Source organism: Frankia gtarii (assembly GCF_025403375.1).
Classification (GTDB): Bacteria; Actinomycetota; Actinomycetes; order Frankiales; family Frankiaceae; genus Frankia; species Frankia gtarii.
In genome coordinates this window covers 1-17,636 of sequence record NZ_JAMPTM010000029.1, presented here as the reverse complement: position 1 = coordinate 17,636, position 17,636 = coordinate 1, and the positions used below count along the sequence as shown (strand labels likewise).

Genomic DNA, 17,636 nt, shown 5'->3' with positions numbered 1-17,636 from the left:
ACGCCGGTCGCGGCGGGGGCGGGTGGGCAGCAGATCATGTGGTCGCCACGGGTTCGGGAGCGTCGGCAGGGCGGGCGCCGTCGGGCGCGAACGAGCGGCCGTCCTCGCCGACGCCGATGGCGAACCGCAGCCGCTCGGACAGCGCACCGTCCGGACCGCCGGGGGCACCCGCCCCGCTCGCGGCAGGAGGCCGGCCGGCGAGGATGTCGCGCAGCCGGCCGAGCGCGCGTTCCCCCATCGCGGCGTCGACGCGACCGCCGACCACCTCGTGCAGCAGGACCCGCGTGGGGGTCTCGTCGGCGCCGGGGCGGCCTCGCTCTGCGCTGGGGCCCCTGGGGCCGCCGAATGCGCCGGGGACGCCGTCGACGGCGTCGACGGCGAGGACGACGAACCGGGTGCCGGCGACGAACAGGGCATCGCTCGACGAACCACCGGGCGCGGCGTCCGCGCCGAGCCACGTCGTCCGGCGGGCCGTCGAGGACCAGATCACATACTCCACGGTGGGTCCCGGCAGCTCCATGGGCGCGGTCGATACCGCAAGGAAGGCGGGTTCGACCAGCACGTCCCCCGGCCGGTGGTGACCGACCAGCCCCGGGCTCGGAGCTGCCGAGCGGAACACCGGACCCACCACGGCCGGTAGCCGCCCAAGGCCGGCCTGGATGCAGCGGGCCAGCAGGACCAGACCGTCCTCGTCCGGCCGTCGTTCGGCGCCGCGCAGCACCGCATCCACCGACCGTCCGGTGGCGTCGGGCCGCCCCGCCGCCGAGAGGTAGGCACGGACCGCGACCAGCCCGGCCAGCAGGTCATTCGTCCCGGTGCCCGCCCGCAGGCCCGGTTGCAGGGCGAGAGCGCTCATCACAGCGCGCGCATGCGTCTCGTAGCGCCATCCGAGCAGCGTCCGCAGCCGCTCGCGGTCCTCCACCGCTACCCGCGGCCGCACCGCCAGCCAGGGCCGAAGGTTCTGAGCGAGGCCCGCAACGCCCCGGCCGGGCCGCCCCACGCGGCCGTCGGCGACGCGGCTGTCGGCAGTCGTCGGAACGGCGACGCGGACCGCGCCCTGGACGCGACCAGCCCCGTTGACGGACGGGACGCCGGATGGCTCGCGGGGAGGCGGGGCGCCACCGGGCCCGGAGCGCAGGACCGCCGCGGCCAGGTCCGGTCGATGGGGGGCAACCCTGTCCGCTCCGGAACCGAGCGTCGCCGGCGAGGAAACGACGGGTGCCTCACCGCGCGGCACCCGCTGGTACCAGCGCGAGACGGGTTGCGCCCCGATGTCCGGGTGGAGCACCGGTGCCGCCCGATCTGCGTCCTGCGACGGCGCAGGCTGAGGCGATCCCCCGGCCGCGGACGCCGGCGGCGCAACGCCAGGTCTCGGGGACGCAGGACGCGGAGACCCAGGGATCGGGGACGCGGGGATCGGGGACTCCGGCACCCGGACGGTGGGGACCAGCGGAGACCGGGGTGTCACCGTGGGCAGGACGCGCCGGACGGCCACGGGCATCGGACCGGGGGCGGACGGGCCGCCCGCCGTCGGCAGGGCCAGAACGGCGGGCAACGGCACCGGCTGGGCAAGCGTCGTGGCTTCGGCCTCGGGAACCGGCCTGACCCCGGCGACCGGCACAGCCCCACGAACCGGCACAGCCTCGGCCTCACCCCCATGCGCTGCCGGCAGGCCACCGTGGGGCAGCCATGGGCCGACGGCGACCGGGGCGGCGCCGCGCCCCCGCGCCGGCACGCCCCAACGAAGGAACGATGCGCCGGTGATCGCTGCGCCCGATAGCAGCAGGACCCCGGCGTCCGCCGTGTACACCGGAACTCCGAGGTCGTCGAGTAGCGCACGGATCAGGGCGGCAAGCCGGTTCGGCGCCGGCTGCGGATGCGGGATGAGCAGCAGCGGCCGGCCGCGCCATTCGGGGCAGGCATGGATCAGCCGCGCCAGGAGCGCGGGCGGTGCGGGGTGAGCGTCGATCTGGAAACCTGTCGAGTCGATGCCAAGGTGGACGGTGAACATGCCGGCGGGGGCCAGCATCGCGCCCATCGGTCCGGCCAGGTCCGGCTCGAGGAACCGGCCGGCGGCGGTGGCGACGGTGTCCTCGAGAAGCCGCGCCACGATCGGATCCACCGGCTCCGTCGAGGGGGTCTTGCGCGCGGGTCGGGCCTGATCCCGCAGCATGGCGGCCGACTCGGCCGACAGCCGCGGCACCGGCCGGCCGGCGGCGCTCCATCCCACGATCGCCTCGGGCAACCGCCATCCCGCGTCGAACTCGACGGACGCCGCACCAGCCTCTGGCCGGTCGCCGGGAGTCGGGCCCGTCTCCGCCGGGCCCAACTCCTCCGAGGCGGCGTCGTCCAAGACCGCGTCGTCCGGCCGGTCCCTCCACGGGAGCCGGGGATGCGGATCCCGAACAGGCTCGGTTGCCCTCGTCATCTCGACGGGACGCCCGGGCTCGACGGGACGCCCCGCCCCGGCGGGATACCCGGAGTCGGCGGGACGACCGGAGGCCGCAGGACGCCCGGGCTCGGCGACACTGTCGGCCGGGACGAGAACATCGGTGGAGGGACTCATGACGCATCCGGTCTCGTACCGCTGCGCGGCCCATCCCGGTCCGCGCCGAGGCGCCGCACGGTCATGATGCGCCCGGACCGGCGGTTTCCCGGGTCGACGGGAGCACCCACGCCTGCTCGCCCTCGCGCCGCCGACCCAGCAGGATCGCCAGCACGCGGTGCAGGACGACCTCGTCGATCCGCTCGGCCGGTTCGCCGTGCTCCAGGTGCCGCCGAAAACGCGGATCCGGCGCGATGCCGTACTCCCGCAGGTAGTAGCCGATGGCGTCGGTCCACACCCACCGACCATCCGTGCGGAACGTCAGCGGCACGACCTCCCCACGGGCCGGATCGAGAACGTCGGGCAGGAGCGAGGACGCGCCGAAGAGCGCAACGCCGTTGTCCAGGTAGCCGAGCAGGCGGGCCCGGACGGCCGCGTTGGCGATCCGGGGCCGGTCGGGGGCGAAGCGCGGGCCGGCAAGCGGGTCGGCCGCGTCGAACGCCCTGGCCACCGACACGGTGACAGGCGGCTCGCGCGACCAGAGCAGCGCGCCGCACATCCGGGCCAGGGTCTGGTACGTCGGCGTGGCGGTGCCCACGATGCTCACCTCGACCTGTGGGTCGGGCTCACCGGCGTCGGCCAGTGCGGCCTGCAGCCGCGAGGTCACGGCGGCCGGTGGTCGCGCACCTTCCTCGACCGTGACGACGAAGACCCGCTTCGGCGCCGACCTGGTTGCGCCCGCGGCCGGAACCCGCCATGTTCGCCACAGGCCGGCGGCGTCCGGCTCGGCCAACGCGGCAGCGAGGATCGCACGCTCGACCTCGGCCAGTTCGACCGCGTCGGTGGTCAGATCGATGGGCAGGGACGCGGGCGTCCCGTCATCGTCGTGGTCGCCGGAACGGAACTCCCAGGTCGAGGGGAGACGCTCGCCGGTGGGCAGCGCCGCCAGGGCCGCCAGGAGTCCGTCACCGACCCCGGCGTTGCGCAGCTCCACCTCGGCCAACGGAACCTCCGCGCCGCCGACGCCGAGCTGGTCGGCGGCCGCGGCGAGCGCGATCGTCCGGGCCACGTCGAGGAGCCGGCCCCGCGCCAGCCAGAAGCGCGCCTGTGTGATCAGCTCATCCGGCAGGAATCCGGCGAGGCCGAGCAGCGCGTGATGCCAGGCGTCGATGAGCGACTCGTCCTGCGGGACGACGTCGACACTCGCCCGCGCAGGTTCCGCCGCGGCCTGCGCCACCGGCACCTCCACGGCCACCTGAACCTGCGTCACCTGAACCTCCAGACTCGCCCGAGCCCACCTCAGGCACTCGGCTCCAACGGCTGCCCGTCAATCCGCATCCGCGACTCCAACTACGACGCGTCGTCCCGTATCAGCGGCTTCACGGCAGCTGCTGCGCCCCGCCCAGGGGATGCAGCGGCTCCTCCAGCTCAAAGGGCTCCAGCGGTTGACCCGACAGCTCCAGCGCCGGCAGGGCCGGCTGCACCGGGTCCGAAACCCCCGCCGAGAACGCAGGCAGCTCCTGCGCAAGCCGCTCCGACTCACCGGGGTTCAATAACGGATCCGCCGAATACGCCGGCTCCTCCCGCACAAGCCGCTCCGACTCACCGGGGTTCAACGACGGATCCGCCGAATACGCCGGCCGCTCCCGCACAAGCCGCTCCGACTCACCCGGGTTCAACGACGGATCCGCCGAATACGCCGGCCGCCTCCGCGCAAGCCGCCCCGACTCGCCGTTGCCCGCCGGACCCGCCACGTGCAAAGGCTTCGTCAGGTTCTCAGCCCGCTCCGTCTCACCGTTGCCCGCCAGACCCGCCGTAAGCGGGTGACCCGCCCTCCTGTTCAGCTGCCCCGCCTCGCCCTGCTGCGGAATCGAGTCACGGGCGCGCGGTTGCTCACCTTCCACCGGCTTCCTCGACTCCATGACCCTCGTCCGCGCGACGCCTGCCAGGCCGGCGTTCAATCTGTCGATCGTGGTTTGATACGCCTTTCCCAGCGTGGTCGCCAGACTGGCCGCCCTGGCATCGAGCTCCTCGATCCCGGAGTTGATCGCAGTGCTGATGGCCGAGCTGGCGGAGTTCCAGACCGCGGGCTGCGTCAGGTCGCCACCGAAGTCCGTCATACCGGCCAGGAGCCCACCACCGGCCTGCGTCGAGTAGGCGGCAAGAACCTGCGCCATGTTCTGCGAGGTCATCGGATGAGTGGCGAAATAGTTCTGGAGATTGGCCGACAGGCTGTTCACGCAGTCCACCGGCATGTTGCCCAGAGCCGAGTCCTGGTAGGCCTTGGCCAGGTCCCGCCCGAAGCTCGCGAGAGCCATCCCCGCGTTGTGCAACGAGTCGGCGATGGAGGGTGAATTGGCGAGGGCGGTGTGATAGCCATCCACGCTGCTTGCAAAGCCCTTCACGGTGCCGGCGATCATGTCGGCGGCGTTTCCGTTGGTGGTCGGTTCGTCGGCTCCGAACAACATGCCGGCGGTCCTCGCGTCGCCGGCCGCGGCGCTCACATGGTCGGTGTGCAGGCGGGCCGTCTGCTCCGCGTCCCACAGCCGCCGCACGTCCATGAGGCCCAGGGTTCCCGCGGCCAACTCGTCCGCGATGTCGGTGACCGCCCCCGTCGCGGATGCCCAGTCCGCCATCGCCTGCGTGTTGAGACCGACGGTCAGCACCGGGGTGCCGAAGGGAGCGAAGGTCCACCAGCCGGCCGCGCCGAAGGTGAACCAGCCGCCTGCCGGGGACGCCGCGGCGTGGAAATCCACCTGAACACCGGTGACGGCCGCCAGCACGGCCGCGAAGTCGGTCAGCGGCGGCGGATCACTCACTGACCGCCCTCGATCCGGTGCAGAGCATGGGGCCCCGCGGCCTGCTGGAACTCCTCGACGCTGACCGCGGCCAGATCCTCGGTGTCGTTGAAGATCGACCGGGCCTGCACGAGGGCCGCCTGCAGGTCGGTCAGCGAGCCGGAAAGATCGTCGTTGCGCTTGCCCATCTCGCCGAACCGGGCCTTGCCCGCGGCGACCAGATCGGCGGCGGGCTGCCAGCTCTGCCCGGCCGGCTGTAGCTGGAGATCGCCGTTGAGCGGGAGCGGACCGGCGGCACCGTCCGTGAAGTCCTGGAGGATCTTCCCCACCTGCGCGATCAACTGATCGTACTTGGTCGAGTCGAACCCAATGACGGCGCTCACCGCAGTCCTCGTCCCATGTTCGCTACACGCGAGGCGAGCCTCCTCGGTTCACCGCGCCGCGCCGCGCCGCGCGGCGTCACCACTTTGGTGGCAGCTCCCCGCCAGGGCGGTCACCCTCGCGCCGAGATCCTCGACGGCTCCTCCCCATACAGGAGCAGCAGCCGGCATTGTGGTGACCGACGGGTAAAATCTAGGCGACAAACAGCCATTCGCAATCTCGGGCGATCTCCCGGGTTTCGCGCGAAAGCAGCCCCTTCCGACGGAGTTCACGCAGCTCAGAAGCCCTTCCTGGATACATCACACCGCTGCGGCGATCAATCGGAAGTAGTAGCGCTGGACCTCGCCCTTTACCAGGGGTATTTTGCTGGGGGGGACATTTCGGGAGGAACCATGCGATCGATCGGCACATCCCGGTGGAGTCCGGCACGGTGACGTACGGCCTCGGAATCGATCTCGGGACCACCTTTACCGCGGTGGCAATCGGATGGACCGGCCGAACCGAGATGGTCAGCCTCGGTAATCGCAGCATCATCGTGCCGACGATCGTCCACGCCGGCCCCGACGGGCGCCTGTTGACCGGGGACGCCGCTGATCGCCGCGCGCTGCGGGAACCCGACCGCGCGGCGCGCGAGTTCAAACGTCGCCTGGGTGATCCGACGCCGGTGCTTCTCGGCGACGCCCCATACTCACCGGCCGCGCTGCTGGCCGCCGTCCTGCGCGACGCGGTCGCCAGCGCGATCCGGCTGCAGGGATCGCCGCCGGCGCGGATCGTCCTCACTCGGCCGGCCGTGTGGGGGCCCTATCGATTGGAACAGTTCGACGAGGTCCCGCGGCTGGCCGGCCTGACCGACGTGCCGCTCGTGACGGAACCGGTGGCCGCGGCGACCTACTACGCCGCCGGGCAGCGGCTGTCGGACGGCGACGTCATCGCCGTGTACGACCTCGGCGGCGGCACGTTCGACGCCGCGGTGCTGCGGATGGAGGCGGGCGAGGCGCGGGTTCTCGGCGTTCCGGAGGGCATCGAGTGGTTGGGCGGCGCCGACTTCGACGAGGCGATCCTCCATCACGTCGACCGGGAGCTCGACGGCGCCGTCACCGCGGCCGATCCCCGCGACCGCGACACCGCGGTGGCACTGTCGCGGCTACGCCAGGAATGTGTCCTGGCCAAGGAGGCCCTGTCCGCCGACGAGGAAGTAGTCATCCCGGTGGACCTGCCGGGTGCACGCCGGGACGTCAAGCTCGGTCGGGCGCAGTTCGAGGAGATGATCCGGCCTGCCATCGCCTCCACCGTCGAGGCACTGCATCGTGCACTGGGCTCCGCCGAGGTCAAGGCGGGCGATCTGTCGGGGGTGCTGCTGGCCGGCGGCTCCTCCCGCATACCGGCGGTGGCCCGGACCATCGAGGCTGCTCTGCAGTGCCCCACCATCGTCGACGCGCATCCCAAGCACGTCGTGGCGCTCGGCGCCGCCCGGATCGCCGCCGCGCTGCTCCCCCCGAGGACGGAGGCCGAGGCCGGTGCGCACGCAGGCGGCTCCGGTCCTGACGGCTCGCCCGGCTTCGACGGCTCGCCCGGCTTCGACGGCCGGCCCGACCCCAACGACCCGTTCGGCTTCGACGGCCCACCCGGTCCCGATGATCACTTCGGACCCGATGATCCCTCCGGACCCGACGACTCGGCCGGCTCCGACAACCCGGCGGGCGCCGGCGGCGGGGTTCCCGACCGCCAATGGGACGACGGCGACGGAGACGGAGACGGGAACGGGGGCTCGGCCGCGGCGGCCGGTCCGGCGCAGCGGGCGCGTGCCCGCCGGCGTCGGCACATCCTCGCCGGCGCCGTGGGCCTCCTGGCGGTCCTCACGGCGGCGATGGTGACGGCGGTGCTCGTGCACGTCACCGACTCGGACGCACCCGGCCTGGCCACCTCCGTCGCCGACCAGGTGACGCAGCGCCCGGCCAGCCCGTCCCCGAGGCCCCTCGCGCGGACCAGCGCCCCGACCGTCACGTCGTCGCCGCCGCCGCCGGCAAGCACCGCACCGGCCCTGTCCATCCCGGCGGCCGGCCCATCTGGCGCCGCCACCTCGGGCAACCAACCCGGCCCGCACAAGGCGGACCCACGACCGACGCCGTCGGCGGCCGCGCCGCCGGCTGGTCTCGCCGCCGCACCGAAGGCTGGTCTCGCCGCCGCGCCGAAGGCTGCGCTCGCCGCGCCGAAAGCCGCCCCCGCCGCACCGCTGGCTCCGGCCGCCGCGCCGGCGGCACGAGCCACGGCCGCCCCCGCGAAACCGCCGTCGACCACCTGGACCTTCCTCAACGTCGCGACCCACCTGTGCCTGGACAGCAATGATTCCGGGTCCGCCTACACGATGGGCTGCAACAACGGCGACTACCAGCGATGGACGCTGGTCCAGGTCGGCGGCGGATACCAGCTCAAGGACCTGGCGACCAGCCGGTGCGCGGGAGCCCGCGCCAATCCCGCCTCGGACGGCACCAGGTATCAGGGAACAGTGTTCAGCACGACCTGCGACGGCCAGACCATGCTTGTCTGGCGCACCGCCGCCAACGCGGTCGGCTACCAGTTCACCAACGTGGCCACAGGCGAATGTCTCGACAGCAACGGGCAGGGACGCCTCTACACCCAGGACTGCAACGGCGGGGACTACCAGCACTGGACCCGCAGCTAGCCCGGATCCCGCAGGAACGCGGCGAACCCGTCGCCGGCCCGGCGCGTCATGATGCCGGTGAGATGGACCTGCCCGCCGTCCACGTGAAGGTATAGAACGCCAACTAACGGGCCAGCGCCGCCGTCACGTCGCCCGGGAGCAGGTTCTGCAGGTCGTCCACGGTCGGGTCGGGCATCCTGCGCAACCGGCTCGCCTGCCGGGTGACGGCCTTGTCCAGCAGCTGGCGGGCGTAACGGCCGTTGCCGAACGTCTCGTCCCGGCGCAGCGCGTCGAAATGCTTGCGCAGAACCTGCAGGGTGCCGCCGTGCGGCTCGTAGCCACCGGCTCGGGCAAGATTCTCGAAGATCGCCACGAGCTCGTCCGCCGAGTAGGAGGCGAACCGGATCTGATGGCTGAACCGGGACGCCAGCCCCGCGTTACTGGCCAGGAACTGCACCATGTCGCCGGTGTAGCCGGCGGCGATGACGACGATCTCGTCGCGGTGATCCTCCATCAGCTTCACCAGCGTGTCGATCGCCTCCCGGCCGAAGTCGTTGCCCTGGCCGCCGGAGGAGGACAGGGCGTAGGCCTCGTCGATGAACAGGATGCCGCCGCGGGCGGAGTTGAACACCTCCGTCGTCTTCACCGCGGTGTGGCCGACGTACTGCCCCACCAGGTCGGCGCGGGACACCTCGACCATCTGCCCGGTGCGCAGGACGCCCATCGCGGCGAGAAGCTCGCCGTACAGCCGGGCCACGGTCGTCTTCCCCGTCCCGGGCGGCCCGGCGAAGACCAGGTGGCGCGACATCGACGGGGCCGGCAGCCCGGCCTCCGCACGGGCCCTGGCCGAGGCGATGAGATCCACCAGGTCGGCGACCTCGCGCTTGACCTCGTCCAGTCCGATCATCGCGTCGAGCCGTTGCATCAGGGCATCGACCACCTGGCGCTGACCCGCCGCCGCGTCGCGCCCGCGGGCCGCGGTCTCCGCCAGGTCCTCCGGCAGCAGCCTGGCGAGCTCCAGCTCCGGCGCGTCCGGGGTGGCGGCCAGCCGGTACGCCTGGCGGCCCAGCATCTCCTCGAACACCTGGCGCGCGGCCCGGGCGTTGCCGAAGGTCTCCGTCCTCGGCAGGGTGTCGAAATGCCCGCGCAGGGCCTGCTGGGTCTCGTACTCCAGCGCGTAGTGATGTTTGCGGCAGAGCCGCTCGACGATCGTGACCAGCTCCGTGCTCGAATAGCTCTCGAACTCGATGGTCTTGGAGAAGCGGGAGGCCAGGCCCGGGTTGGCGGCAAGGAAGGTGCGCATCTGCGGCGAGTATCCGGCGACGACCACGACGAGCTCGTCGCGCCGGTCCTCCATCAGCTTCACCAGGGTGTCGATGGACTCCCGGCCGAAGTCGTGACCGCCGCCGTCCGTCGGCGACAGGGTGTAGGCCTCGTCGATGAACAGCACGCCGCCGAGCGCCGACTCGAACTTGGCGGTGGTCTTCACCGCCGTCCCGCCGACATGCTCCGCGACGAGGTCCGCGCGGGCGACCTCCACCATCTGCCCGCCGGGCAGCACCCCGAGGGCGGCCAGGATCTTCCCGAACAGCCGGGCGATGGTCGTCTTGCCGGTTCCCGGCGGCCCGGCGAAGACGAGATGCCGCGACATCGGCGGGGCGTGCAGCCTGGCCTCCTGGCGTCGCTTCGCCACCTGGTGCAGCCCGACGAGCGTGGCTACCTCCCGCTTGACGCCCCCCAGGCCGACCAGCGCGTCCAGCTCCGCCAACAGCGCGGTCACCGGGTTCGAACCGTCCGGCGGGTCGGTGGCCGGCCCGCCGCCGGCGGAGCCCGGGTCCGGGCGGGAATGCTCGCGCTGGACGGTGACCGGGCCGCCCGAATCCCCCTGCGGGTCGGCGGTGGGCCGATCGGCGGTGGGCGGTGCACCCGCGGGGTTCCCCGACGCGGGCGGCGGGGAGGGGTCCTGCGTCCGGGTCGGGTCACCCCCCGCGGGGGAATGCGGGCCGTCGGCCGGTTGCGGGGTGACCTGGACGTTGTTGTGGCCGGTCTCGACGCCGCTGATGCGCAGCTCGGTGGTCGGCGTCGCGGTCTGCACCGCGTCGCCGCCGTTGCCGCGCATCACGCCGCCCTGGATGACGACCGGCCGGTTCGTCTCCACCAGCACCCCGGGCCCGGCGTTGCCGACGAGTTCGGCGTCGGAGACCGTCGCCTGGGTGCCGGGTTCGAGCACGATCCCCGGCCCGGCCGTGCCGTGCACGCGGATGCGGGACAGGGTCGGGTGGGCGCCGTCGCGGACCAGGATGCCGGCGTCGCGCGCGCCGTCGACCTCGACGCCGACGACCGCGGGCCGCGCCGCCGCGGTGATCTCGATGCCGATCCGGCACTGCGCGAACGTGGAGTTGTGCAGCTCGGTCGTGGCGGCACCGGCCAGGCGCGCCCCAGCCCGGCGGGCACCGCGCACGCGGCCGTCCTCGAACCGGCCGGCACCGCCGGCGGCATGCAGCCCGTAGGTGACGTCGCTGAGGTCGAGCCCCCCGATCAGCGGTGTGGCCGAGCCCTCGATCGACACCCCGATCGGGCTGCCGTGCACGTGGACGCCGCGCAGCCGGGCCGCCGACTCGCCGAGCAGCAGGACGCCGACGTCGCCGCAGTCGGCGATCTCGCCGCCGGTGAGAACCGGCCGGGCCGCCTCGTCGGCGACCACCCCGGCCGCGCCGCTGGCCCGCACGACGCAGTGCCGCAGCTCGGCGGCCGACCGGCCGGTGGCGTGCAACCCGTGGCCGGCCGGCTTCTCGATCAGGCACTCGGTGAGGATGGGCGCGGCCTGGTCCACGGTGATCACGCCGTGGCCGGTCACCTCGCCGAGCCGGCAGCGTTCGAGGGTGGGCTGGGCCTGGTCGGCGACGTAGAGGTCGACCGGGCCGCCGTCGAGGCGGGAGTCGGTCACCCGCAGCCGGCTTTCCTGCTGCACGAGGACGGCGACGCTGCTCGCCGAGCCGATCCGGGAGGCGTCGATCAGCGGTGACCCGGTCCCGGTCGCCACGACACCGAACCCGTCGAGGCCGGTGAAGGTGCAGCGCCGGAACGTCGGCGCCGCGCCGCCCGCCGCCACGAGGGCGGGCCCGCCGTTCGCTGCCAGGGTGACCTCGGTGAACTCGGCGTCGCCGGCGTCGACCACCAGCCCGGGACCGTTCGCGTTGTCGATCCGGCCGGCGCGCACCCGGACCTGCCCTCCGCGCACGTGCATGGCCGCCGCCGCCGTGGCCTCGAGCAGGCAGTTGTCCATCCCCAGCCGCCCGCCGGCCACCTGCACCAGGGGCAGATCCCCGTCTCCGCCGCGCACGGTCAGGTCCCGCAGCCGGATGTCGCCGCCCGCGCACAGCAGGGCCGAGCCGGGCGGCACCTCGATCACGACGCTACCCGGCCCCTCCTCCGCGACCAGGACCACGTCCCGGGTGAAGGTGAGCGACTCCCGGTACACCCCGGGCCGGATCGCCACGGTGTCCCCGGGCCCGGCCGCCACGATCGCCCGCCCGATCGCGGTCACACATTCGGCGTCCGTGGCGGAGACGGACAGGACGGCTGCGGTCATGACTGACTCCTTGGACGTTCGCCCGGCAGGTCAGGAAGCGTCGGCGGCGGAGCGGGGCTCCTCATCCAGAGGCTCCCCGTCCGGGTGGGGCTCCTCGTCCAGGTGGGGCTCCTCGTCCAGGAGCGCCACCCCCATCTGCGGCACGACCCACACCCCCTCCTCCTGCCTCGGGTTCAACAGATGCGCGAGCACCCGGTGCAGGGCCACCTCGTCAACCGCCAGCGACGGGTCGGACCCCGGGCCCTGAACCTCGGCGACGTGCCGGCTCAGGTCCGGATCGGGGGCGATGCCGTACTCGTCCAGGTAGTAGCTGGCAGCGTCGGTCCACACCCACCGGCCGTCGGTGCGAAACGTCATGGGGACCACCTCGCCGCGGGCCGGGTCGAGGACGTCGGACATCAACGAGGACGAGTCGAGGATCGGCACCCCGGCGTCCAGATAGTCGAGCAGGTCATCTCGATGCCGCAGGTCGTCGATGCGCGGCCGGTCCGCGGTGAACCGGGGACCTTCGACCGGGTCGACCTCGTCGAAAGTCCGGGCCACCGACACCTCGGCGGCGGGTTCACGCGCCCACAGCAGGGCTCCGGACATCTGCGCGAGGCGCTGGTAAGGGGACGGTTCCTCGCCCGCCGGGCACACCTCGACCTGCGGTGCTGGCTCGCCGGCGGCCAGCAGCACGGCCTGCAACCGCGCCGCCAGGCCCGCCAGGCCCGCCAGGCCCGGAGGGGCCGTCGAGACCGCCAGAGCAGCCGCCGGGTCCGCCGGGTCCGGCTCGGCCGTGACGACGAACACCTGCTTCGGCTCCGGCCAGGACGAGCCCGCGGCCGGAATACGCCAGGTCCGCCACAGGCCGACGGCGCCCGGCTCGGCCCCGACCGCCTCGACGATGGCCGCGTCGACGGTGTCCAGCGCGACCGCCGCATCCGCAGCGGTCAGGTCGAGGGGCAGCGCTGCCGCCGGCCCCCGCTCGCTCGCGGTCGAACAGAATCGCCAGGCGCTCGGCAGCCGTTCGCCGAGCGGCTGCGCATCCAGCACGCCGACCACGTCGCTGTCCCGCCCGGCGGCGGTCAGCTCCGCCCGGGCCAGCAGGATCTCCGCGCCCCCGCGGTTGAGCTGGCCGGCGGCCACGGCGAACGCGACCGCCTGCGCGAGGTCGAGCCGCCGACCCGCGGCGAGCCAGTCACGCGCCTGGCTGATCAGTGCGTCCGGCAGGTAGCCCGCGAGTCCGAGCAGCGCCCGATGCCAGGCGTCGATCATGGCCGCGTCGTCCTCGACACTGATCACAGTCGCCTCGACGGCGACTGTCACCTCGCCGACCTCGCCGACCTCGGCAGCGTCTGCACTTCCCACCTGGGTCAACTCCACCTCCGCGCCTGTGATCCGTGCTCGCCGGGCCGCGTCGTCGCGGCTGCGACGGCGGCGGGCCCCTGTCGAGGACACGGCGCCGGGGCGTCGGACGGTTCACCGCGCCCTACTGCTCGGCCGCGGACCCGCCCGGCGACTCGGGCGGGAAGATCACCTCCAACCCCTCGGCGAGAATGCGGCCCTCGTGGGAGGGCTGGCCCATGACCGCCGCGACGGCTTCCTGCAGGCTGTTGCCATCGAAGCCGGCGCCCTGACGGGCACGGATCAGGATGACCGGCTCGCCGAACGCGGCGGCCAATCGCACCGCGTCGCCGCGGAAGGCCGCGTACTGGTTCTCGGCTGCGGGGGCCTCGGTCCGCAGCAACACCGCATTGATGGGCCGCTCCCCAACCTGCCATGCCGCGTGGAGGGCCGCATCCACCCCGACCTCGTCGAACCGGTGCGCGGTACCGTCCCCAAATCCCACGCCGAGATGACCGTCGGGCAACAGCGGAAGATCAAGCTGGAAGACGTCGTCCGGGTAACCCTGATCGGCGCTCTGGTAGCGGTCGCGGTTGTTCCGCATGGCGGCGGTGGGCGCCGCCAGCCCGTTGCCGGCCATGGTCAGCCACGCGGGCGCGTCGGGCACCCGCAACCGACCGACGCCGTCGGTGACCAGCGGGACCGGCCGACCAGCGGGTGCGTGTACGATCTCCCACTGCCGTTCACCGTTCGCCAGGACCGGGTAGCCGGCGATCTGGATGACATCCTCCGCGAGGGGCGGCGCGAACACGAAGACATCCGCCGTCTCCCCGACGCGGCTCCATGCCAGTCGGGTCACGGTGTCGTGGGACAGTTCGTCCGGCCCGCTCCGGTCGTCCCGCAGCGTCTCGGCGACCACGATGGGCTGACCCGGCCGCCACCCCTGGTCCATCAGGTAGTCGAGCATCTCGGTCGGCGACAGGGTGCGAGACGTCCCGACCCACTCCTGCACCACGAACTCGGGCGCACCGGACTCACCGAGCCGGGCATCGAACCCCCACACCCCGAAGGCGTCATCCCCAGCATCGAGATTGCCGGTGTCGATGATTCTGGTCCCATTCTTCGGCGGCCTCGATATCCCCGGCCCGTCCGGTGACTCGGACGGCAGGATCGCCGGCGCCACGGTCCGCAGGTTGAAACGGATGTCCGGTCCGAAAGCAGCGGCCAGACGTTCGACATCGCGCAGAAAGACCTGGGGGGCCGGGAAAGAGGGCGGGGGCGTCCACAGACTCACGGCATCGATCGGCCCGGGAAACGTCGCCTGCGCGGCGGCGGCGACGGCGGCAGCGGCGACCGCCGCCGGCCCGACCTCGTCGAGAGGACGCACCTCGCCGGAACCGATCGTCACGCCGAGGCGGCCATCCTGCATCACCGGAAGGTCCAGCTGAAACTCCTCCGGATAGTTCAGTTCTCTGGCGCTGGCCGTGTACTGCTGCAGGCTCCGCCCGACCATTCCGTCATCGGGCGCCGCCAGGCCACCGGCCGCCATCGTCATCCACGCGGGCGCCTGCGGCGGCCACAGGCGCCCCAGCGGGTCGGTCACCAGAGGCGCCGCCGCACCGCCCGGCGCGTACAGCACCTCCCAGGACCCAGGGCTCCGATCCGACCCGACCGCCACGAGCCCACGCCCGGGCAGGAACGCAGCGGTGTTGCCGGCCGCCGGCCCGAACACGAACGCACCGGCGGCGCGACCCACCTGCTCCCACGCCGCCGCGGACGACTCCACAGTGAGCTGATCATCGGCGGGATTCAGGACTGCCAGCGCCTGCCGATCCCGCTGCCAGCCGCGCAGCTCGAGAAAGTCGACCATCTGCTCGGGTGACAGTGCACGGAACGACCCGTCCGAGCGGGCGCTGAGGAACTGGAAGTCACCGGCGGCATCACGCCGGATCCTGAACTTTGCCACCGCAAAGACGTCGTTGCGGGCTCGGCCCTCATCCGTGGCCATGGCCACGGCCCAGGCGCCGTCGTCGACGAGGCTGACCAGTCCAGCCTCGGTGCGAGCCACCGCGTCGCCGACCCGCGGCCGGGCCACCCCGCCAGCCGACTCCCACCTGTGCACACCACGATCCACGGGAGTACCGAACACCCGCCACGAGGTCGGCTCCCCGTCCGCGTCCACGGCCCGCGGGCCGCCGCCCGCCTCGTCGAACTCGCCGTGGCTGTTCACCGGGAGCACCAGCACGTCGGTACGAATGACGTTGCGCAGCGTCTGCTCCGAACTGCCCGGACCACCCGGAGTCCACAACCTGACCGCCCGGCGATCAGACCCACCCTGGTAACCGGCCATTTCCAGGAGCAGCGGCAAGGAGGCAGGCCGGACATGATCTACGGTTTCCTCGAACAGCGGGGTCCTTACGCTGCTGCCGATGAAAGCTCCGACGCCTCCTCTATACCGAGGAAGCACCAGCTCGATGATTCCGGCGTCCAGTCGGTCCAGAGCCCGCAGGAAGGGAAGTTGGTCCAGATATCTGCTCAACGTCAACGAGGCAGCACCGTTGGCCAGAACCACCACATCATTCAAGGAAGCCGGCTCCAGGAAACCCTCCATCGAGACTTCCAGCCACAGCGGTGGCGTGAGCCGACGCTCGCCCTGAATCTTAGGCGGGCGTACTGCACGCCAGCCGCCCCTCACAAGAGTCAGCCGGCCTTCCACCACCCTTTGCCCGCCGCCACTCGACGGCAGCCAGAACTCCGTCCGTAGATCCGCGGCCCACCCCCGCAACTGCCCCTGGAGCGCCACGGCCGCCGGCTCCTCGTTCTCCGGCGGCACGCTCTCCGACCCCTCGAATACCGGCTCCCCGAACGACGACTCCTCGCTCTCCCACCCCCCGTAGCCCGACCGCTCGTAACCCGACCGCTCGTAGCCTGACCCCTCGCTCCCGGGCTCTTCATCCACAGTCATGTCATGAGGTTGGGCCGGATCGCCCGCCGACTCGCTCGGCGCCCACACCTGAATCGGCCCGCCCCGCCAACCCGCCGCCCCCAACATCGTGCGCAGCTCATCGAGGGTCACCGGTCTCAGCGGGCCACCTGCCCGCGGTGCGACGCCCAGCTCGCCGGTCTCCATCCGCCGCAGGAACAGAGACGTCAGATACGGCCGGCCCACCAGCCCGGCCGCGAACTCCTCCAGACCCTCGGCAACCACCAGCCCCCGATCCACATCGGCCTGAACACCGAGATCCTCAAACCACACAGCGGGTCTGGGTGCAGCCTCTTCACGGGGACCCGCATCCGAATCCTCGGAACGAGAGTCCGACCAGTCCGAATCGCCATGGTCCGAAGGATCACGGTCCGAATCGTCACGGGCCGAATCGTCACGGTCGGGATTGTCACGGTCGGGATTATCACGGTCCGAATCGTCGCCGTGAAAAGCCCCGGGCTCGTCTACTCCACGGTCGGACTCCTCGAGTCCGGAGAATGCAGGCCCGGGCTCCGGGGCGCCGACGTCCGGCGCATCGACCGGGGACGTCGGTGCGGCCACTTCCGTTCCGACCTCGTCCGGGCCTTCCTCAGCAGATACGGAATCTGAGTCCGCACCGTCGACCAGCCGCAGATGCCCGATCGGCGGCACATCCGGTGGACCCTGCAGATCCTCCACCTCGACCGCGAACCTCGAATCAGACTGCTCCGGCTCCGGTTCGGGCTCCAGCTCCGGCTCCGGCTCCGGCGCGGGCGGCTCCGACTCCAGCGCGGGCTCGGGCGGCTCGGACTCCCGCGCGGGCGGTGCCGGCGCCGGCGGCGGCGTGGCGGTCTCCTGGCGGGGACTGGGGTGGGGGTCGGACGTGATCGCGTCATTGGTTTCCGGTCGTGTCGGTTCCGGCGCCGGCGGTGGGATGGCCGGTTCGTGGATGACCGGCGGGAGAACCGTCGGGTCCTCGGACAGCCAGATCACTACCCGACGACGATCCTGAGACTGGTCACCCGTCCCACGCCGAGACGCCTCCCCCGGCCTCGGCGCGGACGTCGGCCCCACACCCCGCGTACGCGTCAGATGACCCACCGCGTCAGCCGGCAGGCCGACCGCCACCAGCCGCTGCGCCAGCACCGGCGCCAGTACCCCCCAGGCGGCCCGCGCACGGTAACGGCCGGACCGCACCGCACGACCAGAATCAAGCAACCGGCCGTTGCCCCCGCCTTCCAGATGCACCACCAGAGCCGGTTGCCCCGCCCGAGCCCGCCGCACAGCCTCCTGCACGATCCGCTCCGCGAGTCGATCCACCCGCCCGCGCTGGGACGCCGTCAGATCGCCAGGCCCAAAAGTCCGCACCC

The 17,636-nt window shown here is 72.6% G+C and carries 9 protein-coding genes; 2 read left to right on the top strand and 7 right to left on the bottom strand.

Features of this window, described 5'->3' with window-relative positions:
• Positions 1–34: 34 nt before the first annotated feature.
• From NBZ83_RS07200 to NBZ83_RS07185, 4 genes are all read right to left on the bottom strand, one after another.
• Positions 35–2,353 (bottom strand): hypothetical protein, encoded by a 2,319-nt coding sequence (locus NBZ83_RS07200; protein ID WP_261574587.1) that lies wholly within the window; start codon positions 2,351–2,353, stop codon positions 35–37.
• Between the two features lie 274 nt (positions 2,354–2,627).
• Positions 2,628–3,815, bottom strand: a complete 1,188-nt coding sequence (locus tag NBZ83_RS07195; protein WP_261574586.1) for a hypothetical protein — start codon at positions 3,813–3,815, stop codon at positions 2,628–2,630.
• A gap of 109 nt (positions 3,816–3,924) precedes the next feature.
• Complete coding sequence (locus NBZ83_RS07190; protein ID WP_261567484.1) at positions 3,925–5,328, bottom strand: hypothetical protein; 1,404 nt, start codon at positions 5,326–5,328, stop codon at positions 3,925–3,927.
• A gap of 32 nt (positions 5,329–5,360) precedes the next feature.
• Positions 5,361–5,726 carry a hypothetical protein gene (locus NBZ83_RS07185; protein ID WP_261567483.1) on the bottom strand — a complete coding sequence of 122 codons (366 nt, stop codon included), beginning with the start codon at positions 5,724–5,726 and terminating at the stop codon, positions 5,361–5,363.
• Between the two features lie 428 nt (positions 5,727–6,154).
• On the opposite strand from NBZ83_RS07185, the gene NBZ83_RS07180 reads away from it, so the two are divergent.
• Positions 6,155–8,407 carry an Hsp70 family protein gene (locus tag NBZ83_RS07180; RefSeq protein ID WP_261574585.1) on the top strand — a complete coding sequence of 751 codons (2,253 nt, stop codon included), beginning with the start codon at positions 6,155–6,157 and terminating at the stop codon, positions 8,405–8,407.
• A 103-nt stretch (positions 8,408–8,510) separates the two neighbouring features.
• Here NBZ83_RS07180 and NBZ83_RS07175 read toward each other — a convergent pair whose 3' ends face one another.
• The 3 genes from NBZ83_RS07175 to NBZ83_RS07165 form a co-directional block, all read right to left on the bottom strand.
• Positions 8,511–11,978 (bottom strand): AAA family ATPase, encoded by a 3,468-nt coding sequence (locus NBZ83_RS07175; protein ID WP_261574584.1) that lies wholly within the window; start codon positions 11,976–11,978, stop codon positions 8,511–8,513.
• Positions 11,979–12,008: 30 nt separating this feature from the next.
• Entirely contained in the window at positions 12,009–13,328 is a 1,320-nt protein-coding gene (locus tag NBZ83_RS07170; protein WP_261574583.1) for a hypothetical protein, read from the bottom strand.
• Positions 13,329–13,449: 121 nt separating this feature from the next.
• Complete coding sequence (locus NBZ83_RS07165; protein WP_261574582.1) at positions 13,450–16,512, bottom strand: hypothetical protein; 3,063 nt, start codon at positions 16,510–16,512, stop codon at positions 13,450–13,452.
• Positions 16,513–17,358: 846 nt separating this feature from the next.
• Here NBZ83_RS07165 and NBZ83_RS07160 point away from each other — a divergent pair.
• Positions 17,359–17,636: hypothetical protein (locus NBZ83_RS07160; protein ID WP_261574581.1), on the top strand; the 278-nt coding region annotated here is incomplete at its 3' end.

Bases quoted from the DNA above. Each gene is read 5' to 3' on its own strand.
- NBZ83_RS07175 (WP_261574584.1), bottom strand. From the start codon at position 11,978: ATGACCGCAGCCGTCCTGTCCGTCTCCGCCACGGACGCCGAATGTGTG.